15 protein-coding genes are annotated in these 14,046 nt (G+C 74.8%); 8 read left to right on the top strand and 7 right to left on the bottom strand.

The features are described from left to right. Nucleotides 1-26 precede the first annotated feature (26 nt). Nucleotides 27-818, bottom strand: a complete 792-nt coding sequence (locus ACYX4T_RS09100) for an endonuclease/exonuclease/phosphatase family protein (protein WP_476014217.1) — start codon at nt 816-818, stop codon at nt 27-29. A 52-nt stretch (nt 819-870) separates the two neighbouring features. Here ACYX4T_RS09100 and ACYX4T_RS09095 point away from each other — a divergent pair, with 52 nt between their 5' ends. The 6 genes from ACYX4T_RS09095 to ACYX4T_RS09070 all read left to right on the top strand — a co-directional run bounded on the left by ACYX4T_RS09095 (nt 871) and on the right by ACYX4T_RS09070 (nt 7,563). Continuing rightward, on the top strand, nt 871-1,536 hold the full coding sequence (locus ACYX4T_RS09095) for a hypothetical protein (RefSeq protein ID WP_476014216.1): 666 nt from the start codon (nt 871-873) through the stop codon (nt 1,534-1,536). Nucleotides 1,537-1,555: 19 nt separating this feature from the next. Further along, complete coding sequence (locus ACYX4T_RS09090) at nt 1,556-2,338, top strand: HipA family kinase (RefSeq protein WP_476014215.1); 783 nt, start codon at nt 1,556-1,558, stop codon at nt 2,336-2,338. Beyond that, nucleotides 2,335-2,727 carry a DUF3037 domain-containing protein gene (locus ACYX4T_RS09085; protein ID WP_476014214.1) on the top strand — a complete coding sequence of 131 codons (393 nt, stop codon included), beginning with the start codon at nt 2,335-2,337 and terminating at the stop codon, nt 2,725-2,727. The genes ACYX4T_RS09090 and ACYX4T_RS09085 overlap by 4 nt, the downstream gene beginning before the upstream one ends. Before the next feature lie 113 nt (nt 2,728-2,840). Then, nucleotides 2,841-5,222 (top strand): phosphoenolpyruvate synthase, encoded by a 2,382-nt coding sequence (gene ppsA / locus ACYX4T_RS09080; protein WP_476014213.1) that lies wholly within the window; start codon nt 2,841-2,843, stop codon nt 5,220-5,222. A 242-nt stretch (nt 5,223-5,464) separates the two neighbouring features. Beyond that, nucleotides 5,465-6,364, top strand: a complete 900-nt coding sequence (locus ACYX4T_RS09075; RefSeq protein WP_476014212.1) for a patatin-like phospholipase family protein — start codon at nt 5,465-5,467, stop codon at nt 6,362-6,364. Next, nucleotides 6,361-7,563, top strand: coding sequence for a CynX/NimT family MFS transporter (locus ACYX4T_RS09070; RefSeq protein WP_476014211.1), 1,203 nt, complete (start codon nt 6,361-6,363; stop codon nt 7,561-7,563). The genes ACYX4T_RS09075 and ACYX4T_RS09070 overlap by 4 nt, the downstream gene beginning before the upstream one ends. A gap of 82 nt (nt 7,564-7,645) precedes the next feature. Here the strand turns inward: ACYX4T_RS09070 and ACYX4T_RS09065 are convergent, their stop codons facing one another. Both ACYX4T_RS09065 and ACYX4T_RS09060 read right to left on the bottom strand, forming a co-directional pair. Continuing rightward, nucleotides 7,646-7,834 carry an alpha/beta fold hydrolase gene (locus ACYX4T_RS09065; RefSeq protein WP_476014210.1) on the bottom strand — a complete coding sequence of 63 codons (189 nt, stop codon included), beginning with the start codon at nt 7,832-7,834 and terminating at the stop codon, nt 7,646-7,648. A 27-nt stretch (nt 7,835-7,861) separates the two neighbouring features. Then, a complete protein-coding gene (locus ACYX4T_RS09060; protein WP_476014209.1) occupies nt 7,862-8,605 on the bottom strand; it encodes a TetR/AcrR family transcriptional regulator C-terminal domain-containing protein in 744 nt (247 codons plus the stop codon). A 66-nt stretch (nt 8,606-8,671) separates the two neighbouring features. Between ACYX4T_RS09060 and ACYX4T_RS09055 the strand changes: the two genes are divergently transcribed. Together ACYX4T_RS09055 and ACYX4T_RS09050 are read left to right on the top strand one after the other, a co-directional pair. Continuing rightward, nucleotides 8,672-9,070: a VOC family protein gene (locus ACYX4T_RS09055; protein ID WP_476014208.1), complete on the top strand. Its 399-nt coding sequence runs from the start codon at nt 8,672-8,674 to the stop codon at nt 9,068-9,070. Nucleotides 9,071-9,090: 20 nt separating this feature from the next. Further along, nucleotides 9,091-9,579, top strand: coding sequence for a GNAT family N-acetyltransferase (locus ACYX4T_RS09050; RefSeq protein ID WP_476014207.1), 489 nt, complete (start codon nt 9,091-9,093; stop codon nt 9,577-9,579). A gap of 45 nt (nt 9,580-9,624) precedes the next feature. On the opposite strand, the gene ACYX4T_RS09045 is transcribed toward ACYX4T_RS09050, so the two are convergent. From ACYX4T_RS09045 to ACYX4T_RS09030, 4 genes are all read right to left on the bottom strand, one after another. After that, nucleotides 9,625-11,694: a prolyl oligopeptidase family serine peptidase gene (locus ACYX4T_RS09045; RefSeq protein WP_476014206.1), complete on the bottom strand. Its 2,070-nt coding sequence runs from the start codon at nt 11,692-11,694 to the stop codon at nt 9,625-9,627. 87 nt (nt 11,695-11,781) lie between these two features. After that, entirely contained in the window at nt 11,782-12,636 is an 855-nt protein-coding gene (locus ACYX4T_RS09040) for an alpha/beta fold hydrolase (protein WP_476015219.1), read from the bottom strand. 220 nt (nt 12,637-12,856) lie between these two features. Then, complete coding sequence (locus ACYX4T_RS09035) at nt 12,857-13,606, bottom strand: PadR family transcriptional regulator (protein WP_476014205.1); 750 nt, start codon at nt 13,604-13,606, stop codon at nt 12,857-12,859. Between the two features lie 182 nt (nt 13,607-13,788). Then, nucleotides 13,789-14,046 (bottom strand): DUF6295 family protein, encoded by a 258-nt coding sequence (locus tag ACYX4T_RS09030; RefSeq protein ID WP_476014204.1) that lies wholly within the window; start codon nt 14,044-14,046, stop codon nt 13,789-13,791.

The raw sequence follows: 14,046 nt of genomic DNA, 5'->3' as shown, positions 1-14,046 counted from the left end.
GGTGACCCGCGCTCCCGGGGGCCGCCTCACTCCGCCGGCACCACCGTGGCCGAGAGCGCGCGGTGGTCGGACAGCGGCGGGTGGTGCACCTGCGGCGCGGTGGCGACGACGCCGCGCCCGAGGACGTGGTCGATCTGGCGCTGCGGGGCGTCGGCCGGGAACGTCAGCCCGGCGACGAGGCCGGGCAGGCCGCTGCCGAGGTGGGCGCGGCGGGCGCCGAGGTTGAGGTCGCCGGTGACGACCAGCGGGTCCTCGTCGCGCAGCTCGCGCACGAGGTGGCGCAGCTGGACGAGGTTCCAGCCGGGGATGAACGACAGGTGCGTGGTCACCACGGTCACCGGGCCGTGCGGGCCGACGACGCGGGCGGCGAGCGCGGTGCGGGGCTCGTCGCGCACGAGGACCGGGCGGCGCGGGCTCCCGAGCAGCAGCGGGACCCGGCGGGGCAGGTGGGGCAGGGACAGCACCCGCCAGTCGACCACCGGCAGCCGCGACACCAGCGCGATCCCGTACGCGGGCGAGGTCCCCGGTGGGGGGCGGGTGTCGCCCTCGGTCGTCTCGCCCACCGGGTCCGGCGCGGGCACCCAGTCGCCGGGCACCCCGTGCAGGGTCGGCGCGAACCGGTGCTCGACGGCGCCCATCGCGTCGGCCGCCACGGCCGCCAGGTCCGCGCCGTCGGAGCGTGGCTGGGCGCGGTCGACCTCCTGCAGCCCGAGCACGTCGACGTCGAGCGCGTCGACGGCCGCCGCGAATCCCTCCACGTCGGCCGGGCCGGTGGCCGTCGCGGCGCCGTGCAGCACGTTCCAGGTCCCCAGTCGCACGAGCCCCAGGGTGCCCGGTTCGCTCGCGATCTCCCCGGGTACCGCCCTCGGGGTGAGCGGACCCCACGGCGACGTCGATCACCCGCCCGACGGCGTCGGCCGCCGCGAAGCGCTCAAGCGCGTCGCGGTCGCGCTGCGCGCGGGTGGGGTCGGGTTCGCGCTGGCCGGAGGGTACGCGGGCTGGGCGCTGGGCGGGCCGGAGCCGGAGAACGACGTCGACTTCGTCGTCGCCGAGGCCGACGCGGAGCGCGCCGAGGAGGTGCTGGCCGCCGCGGACCTCGACGTCCGGCAGCCGCCCGAGGACTGGCTGTTCAAGGTCTACAGCGACGGCGCGCTGGTCGACGTGCTGTTCCGCCTCGCCGGCGAGTCCGTCGACGAGGCGCTGCTCGCCCGGGCGCACGAGCAGGAGGTGCTGTCGGTGGCGATGCCGGTCGTCGACGCCACCGACCTCCTCATCGGCAAGCTCGCCGCGCTCAACGAGCACGCCTGCGACCTCGCCAAGGTGCTGCCCACCGCGCGGGCCCTCCGCGAGAAGATCGACTGGTCGCGGGCGGAGAGCGCCACGGCGTGGAACGACATCGCCGTCGCGTGCCTGTTCCTGCTCCGGCGGATCGGGGTGGCGCCGCAGGTCGAGCAGGTCGAGCAGGTCGAGCAGGTCGAGCGCGCCGAGCACCGGGTCGACCACCGGGCCGGGGACGCCGCACCCCCGGCCCGCTGAGCGGACGGGGACCGGCACGATGACGCCCGTGGACGAGGGCGGGGCGGGGCTGCGCCGGGTCGTCGCCACCCGGTACGTCACCCCGCTGCGCGAGGGCGGATCGCTGCCCGGGCTGGTCGAGGCCGACGACCTCGGCACCTACGTCGCCAAGTTCGTCGGGGCGGGTCAGGGCGCGAAGGCACTGGTCGCCGAGGTGATCTGCGGCGAGCTCGCCCGGCGCCTGGGGCTGCGGGTGCCCGAGCTCGTGGTGCTGGAGCTCGACCCCGTCATCGCCCGCGCGGAGCCCGACTGGGAGGTCCAGGAGCTGCTCGCGCGCAGCGGCGGCGAGAACCTCGGCATGGACTTCCTGCCCGGCGCCATCGGCTTCGACCCGGTGGCGCACCGCATCGACCCCTCCGAGGCCTCGCGGGTGCTGTGGTTCGACGCGTTCGTCGAGAACGTCGACCGGTCGTGGCGCAACCCGAACCTGCTGCGCTGGCACCGTGACCTCTGGCTGATCGACCACGGCGCCTGCCTGTACTTCCACCACTCCTGGGCCCGCGCCGACGCCGTGGTCGCGCGGCCCTACGACACGGGGGACCACGTCCTCGCGCCGGCGGCGACGGCCCGGGCGGAGGCCGACGCCGAGCTCGGCGTGTCGGTCGACCGGGCGCTGCTGACCGACGTGGTGGCCCGGGTGCCGGACGGGTGGCTCGACGAGCCGGGCACCGACCCGACCGCTGGGCCCGACGCCCGCCGCGAGGCCTACGTCGAGCACCTCCTGGCGCGGCTCGACGCCCGCGAGGCGTGGGTGCCGCGATGAGCGCCCCCGAGGCCAGGGACACCTTCGAGTACGCCCTGCTGCGCGTGGTGCCCGACATCGAGCGCGGCGAGCTGGTCAACGTCGGCGTGCTGCTCTACTGCCGTCACCGCGAGCACCTCGCCGCCCGCACCGACCTCGACCCGGACCGCGTGCGCGCCCTCGCGCCGCACGCCGACCTCGACGCCGTGCGCGACGCCGTCGCCGCGTGGGAGCGGGCGGTGCGGGGTGAGGGACCGGCGGCGGTGCTGTCGGCGGGCGAGCGGTTCCGGTGGCTGACCGCGCCGCGCAGCACCGTCCTGCAGCCCGGGCCGGTGCACACCGGCCTGACCGCGGACCCCGAGACCGAGATCGACCGGCTGGTGGCCCGGCTGGTGCGCACGCCGTCCTGAATCGTTCCGCCGTTTCCTGCAGCGCCGGCACGGGGGACTCCGCCCGGTGCTCGGCCGCGCGCAACCCGTCCCGGGAGGGACCGGCGGCGCGGCCACGGACGGAGGAGGACGCGGTGGCCGACGAGGTGCGCTGGCTGGAGACGGTGGGGTCCGGCGACGTCGAGGAGGTGGGCGGCAAGAACGCCTCGCTCGGCGAGATGATCGGGAACCTGGCCGGGCGCGGCATCCGCGTCCCCGGCGGCTTCGCGACGACGGCGAGTGCCTACCGCACGTTCCTCGCGCACAACCACCTCGACGAGAAGATCGCCGGCATCCTCGGCGAGCTCGCCGACGGCTCCCGCGAGCTCGCCGACGCCGCCGCGGCCGTCCGCGACCTGTTCGCCCAGGCCGAGTTCCCGGAGCCGACGGCGGAGGCGATCCGCGCGGCGTACGCGGAGCTGGGAGAGCGGTACGGGACCACCGACGTCGACGTCGCCGTGCGCAGCAGCGCGACCGCCGAGGACCTGCCCGACGCGAGCTTCGCCGGCCAGCAGGACACCTACCTCAACATCACCGGCGCCGACGCCCTGCTCGCGGCCTGCCGCGACTGCTACGCCTCGCTGTTCACCGACCGCGCGATCAGCTACCGCGTCGAGCAGGGCTTCGAGCACACCGACGTCGCGCTCTCGGTCGGCGTCCAGAAGATGGTGCGCTCCGACCTCGGCTCCGCCGGGGTGATGTTCACGATCGACTCCGACACCGGCTTCCCCGACACCGCTATCATCAACGCCGCCTGGGGTCTCGGCGAGAACGTCGTCGGCGGTGAGGTCACCCCGGACCAGTACACGGTCTACAAGCCGTTCCTCGACCGCGAGGAGCTCGTCCCGATCCTCGCGAGGACGATCGGGGCGAAGGAGCGCAAGCTCGTCTACACCGACAGCGGTGACGAGCCGACGGAGAACGTCGACACGACCGACGAGGAGCGGCGCGCGCTCGTCCTGTCCGACGAGGAGATCCTCGCGCTCGCGCGCTGGGGCTCGGTCATCGAGGGACACTACGAGCGCCCGATGGACGTCGAGTGGGCCAAGGACGGGCGCAGCGGCGACCTGTTCGTCGTCCAGGCGCGTCCCGAGACCGTGCAGTCGCGCGCCGGCGCCGGGACGCTCTCCACCTTCAGCCTCACCGAGACCGGCGAGGTGATCCTCTCGGGCCTCGCGATCGGGCAGGCCATCGCGGCGGGCGAGGTCCAGGTCATCGCGTCCGCCGACGACGTCGACCGGTTCACCGACGGCAAGGTCCTGGTCACCGAGATGACCGACCCGGACTGGGTGCCGATCATGCGCCGGGCCGCCGCCATCGTCACCGACCGCGGCGGGCGCACCTCGCACGCCGCCATCGTCAGCCGCGAGCTCGGCGTGCCCGCGATCGTCGGGTCCGGCAACGCCACCGAGCTGCTCGCCGACGGCCGCGAGGTGACGATCTCCTGCGTCGAGGGCGACGAGGGGCGCGTCTACGAGGGGCTGCTCGCCTACGAAGAGCGCGAGCTCGACCTCGAGTCGGTGCCGCAGCCGGAGACGCGGGTGATGATGAACATCGGCAGCCCGGCGGCGGCCATGCAGTGGTGGCGCCTGCCCGCCCACGGCATCGGGCTCGCGCGCATGGAGTACCTGGTCAACAACGTCATCCAGGCCCACCCGCTGGCGCTGCTGCACCTCGACGACGTCGAGGACGCCGAGGCGAAGGCACGGATCGAGGAGCTCACCGCCGGCTGGGACGACAAGGGCGAGTACTTCGTCGACCACCTCGCCCGCGGCGTCGCGACGATCGCGGCGTCGCAGTACCCGGAGCCGGTCGTCGTGCGGCTCTCGGACTTCAAGACCAACGAGTACGCCGGTCTGCTCGGCGGGACGCAGTTCGAGCCCGACGAGGAGAACCCGATGCTGGGCTGGCGCGGGGCGTCGCGGTACTACAGCGACGACTACGAGGAGGCGTTCGCCCTGGAGTGCCGGGCGCTGCGGCGCGTCCGCACCGAGATGGGCTTCACCAACGTCGTCGTCATGGTCCCGTTCTGCCGCACGCCCGAGGAGGCCGACCGGGTCCTGGAGGTCATGGCCGAGTACGGGCTCGAGCGCGGGCAGGACGGCCTGCAGGTCTACGTCATGGCCGAGATCCCGTCGAACGTGCTGCAGGCCGACGAGTTCGCCGACCGCTTCGACGGCTTCTCCATCGGCTCCAACGACCTCACGCAGCTCACCCTCGGCATCGGCCGCGACGACGACCGCCTTTCGCACCTGTTCGACGAGCGCAGCCCGGCGGTCAAGAAGATGATCACGATGCTGATCGGGGCGGCCCACGCCAAGGACCGCTACGTCGGCATCTGCGGCCAGGGCCCCAGCGACCACCCCGACCTCGCCGAGTTCCTCGTCTCCCAGGGCATCGACTCGATGTCGCTCAACCCCGACAGCGTGCTCACCGTGATCGAGCGCGTCGCCGAGGCCGAGTCCCGCCGCGGCTGAGGTGTGTCAGCGAAGTGCCGTCGCTGACACTCAACGTCCGTATCGGTACTTCGATCACGGTCGCCGGCCGTTCACCTCGGTGCGGCACGGTGCCGCGGTGATCCGCGCGGCGGCCCCTCGCGGCGCTGCCAGTGCTCGTGGCGAGCGGGTGCGCCGGGTCGTGGTGGGCCTCCCACCGAGGTGAACGTGCGATCCGTGACACCGCGCGTGCGGAGCGTGCCCCGGAGGTGGAAGGTGGCGCCGTGACCGCCGACGCTCGCACCCGTCCGACCCGCGCCCTCGTCCTCGGCGGCGGAGGCCTCGCCGGCATCGCGTGGGAGGTGGGCGTGCTCGTGGGTCTGGCCGAGGGCGGCGTCGACCTCGGCCTCGCGGACCGCGTGGTCGGCACCTCCGCCGGCTCGGTCGTCGGCACCCTCCTGACCACCGGCGTGGACCTGGCGAAGGTGCACGAGGAGCACCTCGCCGGGTCGTCGGGCACCACGGAACCGCCCGCGAACCTCGACATGGAGGTCCTCGGCGCCGAGCTCGCCGCCGCGATGGACGGCGCCCGCGACGCGGGGGAGATGCGGGCCCGGCTCGGCGCGTGGGCGCTGGCCGCCGACACGCCCCCGGAGGCCGAGCGGCTCGCCGTGATCGACGCCCGCTTGCCGGTCAAGGAGTGGCCGGCGACCGACCTGCGCATCACCGCGGTCGACGCGCAGTCCGGCGACCTCGCGGTCTTCACCAAGGACGCCCGGGTGCGGCTCGTCGACGCGGTGGCGGGGAGCTGCGCGGTGCCCGGCGTCTGGCCGCCGATGACGGTCGGCCGGTGGCGCTACGTCGACGGCGGCGTCGCGTCGGTGGTGCACGTGGCGCGCGCCGACGACGACGGCTTCGAGATCACCGGCCCGGCCGACCGGCTGCTCGTCGTCGCCCCGCTCGACCCGCCGGCGGGCGGCCCGTTCCGGTCGGTGAGCCAGGAGATCGAGCACCGCCAGGAGCAGTACCCGGACACCACGGCGATCGCGATCCTCGCCGACGAGAACGCGGTCACCGCGTTCGGCACCAACGTGCTCGACCCGGCCACCATGCCGGCGTCGGCGAGGGCCGGCCGGGAGCAGGGCCGCGCCCGCGCCGCCGAGGTCCTGCGGTCCTGGGCATGAGTGCCCCGACCACCACCGCGACGACGGTGCGCCGTGGCGGCGCGCTGGCCGCGTTCGCGGTCCTGCTGCTCGCGGCGAACCTGCGCCCGCCGGTGGTCGGCGTCGCGCCGTTGGTGGACCAGGCGCGAGACGCGCTCGGCGTCTCCAGCGGCGTCGCGGGGCTCTTGACCAGCCTGCCGGTGCTCTGCTTCGGTCTGCTCGCCCCGGTCGCGCCGCGGCTGGCGAGGCGCTGGGGTCTCGAGCGGCTGCTCGTCGCGGCGCTGGTGGTGCTCGCGGCCGGGATCGCGCTGCGGCTGGTGTCCTCGCTGGCCGTCATCCTCGCGGGCAGCGTGCTGGTCGGCACCGCGATCGCGGTCGGCAACGTCTCGCTGCCGACGCTGGTCAAGCGCGACTTCCCGCACCGCACGGGCGCGATGACCGGCGCCTACTCGATGGTGCTCACCGGCGGCGGCGCGGTGGCCGCGGCGGTCACCGTGCCGCTGCAGCGGGTCACGGGCCTGGACTGGAGCGCCACCCTCGGGCTGTGGGGGCTCCTGGCGCTCGCGACGCTCGTCGTCTGGCTCCCGCGGGCGCGACGGCGCACGGTGCCCCCGCCGCCCGCGCGCGAGGGGCCGACGCTGCGCAGCGCGCTGCTGCGCGACCCGCTCGCGTGGCAGGTCACGCTGTTCATGGGCCTGCAGTCGCTGCAGTTCTACGCGCTGTCGGCGTGGATCCCGACGATCTTCGTCGATGCCGGGCGCACCCCGGCCGAGGGCGGCCTGCTGCTCTCGCTCGCCGGGTTCGTGGGGCTGGTGTTCTCGGCGACGGCGCCGTCGTTCGCGATGCGCCGCCCGTCGCAGAGCCTCGTGGTGACCACGACGTGCCTGTTCTACGTCGTCGGCTACGTCGGGCTGCTCCTCGCGCCGGACTCGCTGGCCGTGCTGTGGATGGTGCTGCTCGGGATCGCGCAGGGCTCGAACATCGCGCTCGGGCTGCTGCTGATCACCCTGCGCTCGCCCGACACCGAGCACACCGCGGAGCTCTCGGCGATGGCCCAGGGCGTCGGTTACACCCTCGCCGCGCTCGGCCCGTTCGCCCTCGGCGCGCTGCACGACGTCACCGGCGGCTGGACGGTGCCGCTGGTCGTGATGCTGGTGCTCGTCGTGCCGCTGATCGCCGTCGGCTGGGGCGCCGGGCGGGACCGGCACGTGCTCGGCTGAGGAGCCCCAGGAGCACCCGGGCGGTGCCGTCGGGGTCGGTGACCATCGCGTCGTGGCCGGTGTCGAGGACCTCGACCCCGCGTCACGTCGCGACGACGTCCTGCACGTGCGTCGCCGGCCCGACGTGCGGTCCGTGGAGGTGCGCGCGGTCCCCGACGCCGGTCAGCGTCGGCGTGTACACGGCGTGGCCCGCGGCGCGCAGCCGCGCGGTGGCCGGGCCCCACACCCAGCCGCCGTGCCACCCGCCGTGCACCAGGACCACCGCCGCCACGGGTCCATGGAACCGCGGGGGAGCCGTTCAGTCGACGAGCGCGGCGAGGCCGTCGAGCACGCGCGCGAGGCCGAAGCGCCAGGCGCGGTCGGGGTCGCGGGCGGAGTCCTGCGCCGCGCCCGCCGCGGCCCCGACCCGGACCGCGCGCGGGTAGCGCTCGGGGTCGAGGACCTGCTCGAGTACGGGGGCGCGGGCCGCCCACCAGGCGGAGGGGTCCTCTCCGTCCGACGACTGCTGCTCCACCAGCGCCGCCGCGCGCGTGACGTCGAGCAGGAACGTCAGAGCGGCGTCACGGTCGGCGTCGTCGAGGTCCGCGAGCGCGGCGAGCTCGTCGAACGCGGCCAGCTCGTGCTCGTACTTCGCGGTCTCGCCGGGTCCCAGCACCGGTCGGCCGGGGTCGACGCGCGCGGCCCACGGGTGGGCGCGGTGGAGCGCGCGGTTCTCCTCGGCGACCGCGGTGAGGCGCTCGCGCCAGGGCCGCCCCGTCGTGTCGCGCCGGGCCATCGCGGCGTAGGCGGCGTCGACGACGAGGTCGGCGAGCTCCTCGCGCCCGGGCACGTAGGTGTAGAGCGTCATCGGGGCGACGCCGAGCTCCCGGGCGAGCGCGCGCACGGAGAGCCCGGCGAGCCCGTCGGGGCCGCCGGCGTCGGCGAGGGCGGTGGCGCGGGCGACGACGTCGTCGAGGTCGAGAGCCCGCCGCGGGCCGCGGACACCGATCGTCGGCTCGACCCGCCACAGCAGCGCGAGCGTGCGCGCGGGGTCGGGGGCCACGAGGGCATCGTGGCACATCGTCTCCGTACAGCGTACGTTGTACGGCGTACGGAGAAAGGGGTATCCATGCAGATCAGCGCCTCCGCGGTCTCGCTCACCGTCGCCGATCCGGCGGCCTCGGCGGCCTTCCTCGTCGAGCACTTCGGGTTCACGCCGGCGATGGCCGCCGACGGCTTCGCGTCGCTCCAGCGCGAGGACGCGGGGATGTCGGTCGTGTTCCTGCGCACCGGGCTCGCGTCCCTGCCCGCCGACCAGCGTGACGAGCACGCCGCCGGGCTGATCCTCGCGTTCGTCGTCGACGACCTGGAGGGCGAGCTGGCCCGGCTCGAGGCCGAGGGCGTGGCGATCACGATGCCGCTCACCTCCGAACCCTGGGGCGAGCGCGCCTTCCAGGTGCGCGACCCGAACCGGGTGATCGTGCAGCTCGTGGACTGGGAGGGCGAGGTGACTCCCGAGTACCGCTGAGCCGTGGGCAGGATGGGGGCGTGGAGATCGTCCTGACGGCCGTGCGCCCCGACTCGCCCGACGGGCTGACCGCCCTGCGCGCCTACGCCGGCGAGCTCGCCCGCCGCTGGCCCGCCACGGCGCCCGAGCCGCAGTGGTCCGAGGAGCTCATCGCCGACGACCCGTTCGCGCTCACCCCGCCGTCGGGGATCTTCGTCGTCGCCAAGCAGGGCGAGCGGGTGGTCGCGTGCGGGGGCCTGCGGCTCGAGGGCGCCGACGTCCCGCCCGGCGCGGGGGAGATCAAGCGGATGTGGGTCGACCCGGACGTCCGCGGCCAGGGGCTGGGCCGGCGGCTGCTCGCGCACCTCACCGACCTGGCCCGCGAGGCCGGGCTGCGCCGGCTGGTGCTCGACACGGCCGACGACCTCCTCGAGGCCCGCGCGCTCTACGCCCGCGAGGGGTTCGTCGAGACCGAGCCCTACAACGCCAACCCCTACGCCCACCACTGGTACAGCCGCGACCTGTGGTGACCGCCGCATGTGAGCACTTTCCGGGCCTATGGGCCCGGAAAGTGCTCACATAGCGGACCCGACCTGCTGCCAGCAGAAGGTGAACACCAGCGCCCACTGGAAGGCGCGCTGGGCGTTGTCGGCGGCGCCGCCGTGGCCGCCCTCGATGTTCTCGTAGTACTCGACCTGGTGGCCCTGCTCGCGCAGGCGGGCGACGGCCTTGCGCGCGTGGGCGGGGTGCACCCGGTCGTCGCGGGTCGACGTCGTCACCAGCACGGGCGGGTAGGCCGCGTCGGACCGCAGGTTCTGGTACGGCGAGTACTGCGAGATCCAGCCCCACGCCTCCGGGTCGTCGGGGTCGCCGTACTCCGCCATCCACGACGCCCCGGCGAGCAGCAGGTGGAACCGGCGCATGTCGAACAGCGGCACCATCACCACGATCGCCCCGAACAGCTGCGGGTAGCGCGTGAGCATCACGCCCATGAGCAGCCCGCCGTTGCTGCCCCCGTGGATCGCCAGCTGCGAGGCGGTCGTGATCCCGCGGTCGACGAGGTCGCGCGCGACGGCGGCGAAGTCGGCGTAGGCGCGGTGGCGGTGCTCGCCGAGCGCGGCGGTGTGCCAGGTGGGGCCGTACTCGCCGCCGCCGCGGATGTTGGCGACGACGTAGGTCCCGCCGCGCGCGAGCCAGCCGCGTCCGATCACCCCGCTGTAGCCCGGGGTCAACGCGATCTCGAAGCCGCCGTAGCCGGTCATCAGCGTCGGGCCGGGGGCGTTCGACGGATCGCCCACCACGAAGTACGGGATCCGCGTGCCGTCGTCGGAGGTGGCGAAGAACTGCCGCACCTCGAGCCCGGTCGCGTCGAAGCGCGCGGGCGCGGTGCGCAGCACCTCGGGCTCCGGGTCGGACTCGAGGCCGAGCTCGCCGCGCAGGAACGTCGAGGGACGCGTGTAGCCGTCGGTGTCGAGGAAGTACTCGTCGCTCTGGTCGGGGTCGACGCCGACGACGTCGACCGAGCCCAGCTCCGGGCCGGCGGGCAGGTCGCGGCGGGCCCAGTCGCGCGACGGCGTGAGCACCTCGAGGCGGGTGACGACGTCGGTGAGCACCGTCAGCACCAGGTGGTTCCTCGTCCACGCGTGGTGGCTCAGCGAGCGGCTCGCCGTGGGCGCGAAGAGCACTCGCGCGGTGCGGTCCCCGGCGAGGTAGGTCTCGAGGTCGAAGCACAGCAGCGAGCCCGCGGGGTGCTCGGTGCCCTCGACGGACCACGGCGAGCGGGTGCGCACGAGCAGCCACTCCCGCTCGACGTCGGTCTCGGCGTCCGGCGGCACATCGATGAGAACCTGCGTCCCGTCGGGGCGCAGCAGGTACTCCTCGGTGGTGTGGAAGTCGGGGCTGCGGCCGACGAAGTCGCGTTCGTAGCCGGGGGTGTGGTCGTGGCCGGCGAAGGCCGCGACGTCGGTCTCCTCGGCGGTGAACACGACCTCGGCGTCGGTGACCGACTGCCCGCGGCGCCAGCGCCGCATCACCCGCGGGTAGCCCGACGTCGTCAGCGACCCGGGGCCGAGGTCGGTGCCGACGAAGACGGTGTCGTCGTCGATCCAGCTGATGCGGCTCTTCGCCTCGGGCAGGGTGAAGCCGTCGGTGACCCAGCCCTTCGTCGGCAGGTCGAACTCGCGCACGACGGTGGCGTCGGCGCCCCCGCGCGAGAGCTGGACGAGCGCGCGCGAGTAGTCCGGGTAGCGCACTCCCGCGCCCGCCCACACCCAGTTCTCGTCCTCCGCCGCGGCCAGCGCGTCGACGTCGAGCAGCAGCTCCCAGTCGGGGTCGCCGGTGCGGTAGCTCTCCAGGGTCGTCCGCCGCCAGAGCCCGCGGGGGTGCTCGGCGTCCTGCCAGAAGTTGTAGAGCAGCTCGCCACGGCGCCGGACGTAGGGGATGCGGTCGTCGGCGTCGAGCACCGCGCGCAGGCCGTCGCGCAGCTCGTCGAAGTCCGCGGAGCCGGTGAGGACCCCGAGGGACTCGGCGTTGCGCTCCTGCACCCACGCCAGGGCCTCGTCGCCGGTGACGTCCTCGAGCCAGAGGTACGGGTCGTCGGGGGCCTGCGTCGTCGTCGGGGAGCTCACCCGGCCATCCTCACCCATCGCCGGGGGTCCCTGCCCGCGGGCGGGATCCGGCGCGGTGGACGACCTCCTCGACGAGGCCACGTCGTCGCCCACGACGGTCCCGGGTCACGATCCTTCGTCGCGGCCGCGCCGCAGCAGCGCGCGCCACTCGGCGGCGCTCCAGTGGGCGGGCTCGGTGTCGGCGAGGAACGCCCGCAGGGTCGCGAGGACCTCGGCCGGGTGGGTGTGGAACGGGAAGTGCCCGGCTTCGTCGAACACCTCGAGCCGGCTGCCCGGCATCGCGTCGTGGGCGAGCTGCGCGTGCTCGACCGGGACGATCATGTCGTCGGAGCCCCACAGCAGCAGCGTCGGCATGCCGGCGGTGAGGTAGCAGCGGTCGAGCATGGTGACGACCTGCCCGCGCCAGTCGACGACCGCGCGCAGCGTGCGCAGGAAGGCGCTGCGGCTGGTGGCGTCGGGCAGGGCGTCGACGAGCCGGACCAGGTCCTCGGCGTCGCGGCCCAGCGGGTGGTCGAGGCGGGCGAGCGCCCACAGCACGGCCTCGGTCTGCGTCCGCATCCCGGGCAGCCCGAGCATCCCGAGGACGAGCTGCGCCCCCGGCAGCGACGCCGCGCGCAGCGCCGGGCTGACCGACTGCGAGACACCGCCGGCGCCGACGAGGACGATCCGCTCGGTGCGCTCGGGGTACTGGTAGGCGAACTGCATGGCGACGCCGCCGCCGAGCGAGTGCCCGACGAGGGTGGCGCGGTCGATGTCGAGGACACCGAGCAGGTCGCGCATGCCGTTGGCGTAGGCGGCGACCGAGTAGTCGCCGCGGGGCTTGTCCGAACCGCCGTGCCCGAGGAGGTCGGGGGCCAGGACGGTGTGGTCCCGGGCGAGGTCGTCGAGCAGCGGCCGCCAGGTCGACGAGTCGTCGCCGATGCCGTGGATCAGCAGGAGCGTCGGCCCCGACCCCGCCATGCGGAAGGCACGGCGGTACCCGTGGACGGTGCGGTACTGCAGGGCCCACGCCTCGCCCGGGACGTCGCGGAGGACGGGCCCGGGCGAGGGGGGTCCCGACGGGGGTCGGCGCAGGAGCACGGCCGGTCCTCGGGCCTCCTCGGTCTCGGCGTCTGCGGGATCGGGAGCCTAGGCCGTGCGTGTGACGCCACGTGACGTCGGCGTTGCCGGCCCGTCACGGTCACCCGTCGTCCTCCGCGGTGTCGGTCGACCCGGCCGTGCCCTCACCCGCGAGCAGCAGGTAGAGGCGCCGGCGGGTGTCGTCGAGCAGGCGCACCGCCTCGGCGACCTGCTCGTCCCGCCCGACCTGGGCAACCTGCGTCACCGCGCCGAACAGCCCGCGGCCGGCCTCGCGCAGCGCGCCGAAACCGTCCTCGGCCGCCGCGGTGTTCCACACGGCGTCGAGCTCCTCGCGGTGCTCGTCGACGTAGGCGCGGCCGGCGTCGGTCAGGTGGATCACCGAGCGGCCCTCGGCCTTCTCGGTGCGCACCAGGCCCTCGTCGGCGAGCTGCGAGACGGTCGGGTAGACCGAGCCGGGGCTGGGGCGCCACGAGCCGCCGGAGCGCTCGCCGATCTCCTGGATGATCTGGTAGCCGTGCATCGGCTCCTCCGCGAGGAGGGCCAGCACCGCCGTGCGCACGTCGCCGCGCGCCCGGCGTCCGCGGTGCCCGCGCGGGCCGCCGCCAGGGCCGAACGGTCCGGGACCCCCGAAGCCGAAGCCCCCGGGGCCCCCGGGACCGCCGAACGGGCCGCCCCGCCCGGCCCGTCCGCCGCCGCGCCGGAACCCGCCGCGCGGGCCGCCGTGACCGAACACCCCCTCGCGGGCGAACCCGCCGTGGCGGCGCGGGCCGTGCCCGTGACCGCTTCCGTGACCCCGGTGCTCGGGGCCCTCTCCGTGTCCCCGTCCGTCGGGGATGTCGTGCCAGCTCATGTCGCTCCTCCTTCTACGTTCGTTCGCGACACGTCAACGATATATCGTGAGTGTCGGCAGAGCAAGGCGTTCTCGAGCGAAGGGCCCCTTCGCTCGCATAGACGGGCGAGCGGTGCCCTTCGCCGACCCGCGCGGGCGTCAGAAGAGAGCGAAGGGCCCCTTCGCTCGAACGGGCGACCGCCTCAGTGGTCGGCGGCGCGTTCCACGGTCACCTGGAGGGCGGCGAGGAGCTCGCGGGCCGCGTCGAGGCTCAGCTCGACGGCGACCCGGGCGCCGGCGCCGCGCTCGGGGTTGAGGAAGTCGATGTTCACGGTGTGCGCGTCCGGGGCGTGGACGGGGTGGTCGTAGTAGACGGTCGCCGTCCGCAGCGGGAACCAGCCGTCGGCGCCCTTGCCGCTCGAGCGCGCGAGGTCGAGCTTCTCGGTGCTGTAGGTGCACAC

It is taken from the genome of Actinomycetospora sp. ABD4_176 (assembly GCF_056311855.1).
This window is presented reverse-complemented; position numbering and strand designations above follow the sequence as displayed.

Coding starts and splice junctions, on each gene's coding strand:
- ACYX4T_RS09090 (WP_476014215.1), top strand. CDS start 1,556: ATGACGCCCGTGGACGAGGGCGGGGCGGGGCTGCGCCGGGTCGTCGCC.
- ACYX4T_RS09085 (WP_476014214.1), top strand. CDS start 2,335: ATGAGCGCCCCCGAGGCCAGGGACACCTTCGAGTACGCCCTGCTGCGC.
- ACYX4T_RS09070 (WP_476014211.1), top strand. CDS start 6,361: ATGAGTGCCCCGACCACCACCGCGACGACGGTGCGCCGTGGCGGCGCG.
- ACYX4T_RS09055 (WP_476014208.1), top strand. CDS start 8,672: ATGCAGATCAGCGCCTCCGCGGTCTCGCTCACCGTCGCCGATCCGGCG.
- ACYX4T_RS09045 (WP_476014206.1), bottom strand. CDS start 11,694: ATGGGTGAGGATGGCCGGGTGAGCTCCCCGACGACGACGCAGGCCCCC.
- ACYX4T_RS09040 (WP_476015219.1), bottom strand. CDS start 12,636: ATGGCGGGGTCGGGGCCGACGCTCCTGCTGATCCACGGCATCGGCGAC.
- ACYX4T_RS09035 (WP_476014205.1), bottom strand. CDS start 13,606: ATGAGCTGGCACGACATCCCCGACGGACGGGGACACGGAGAGGGCCCC.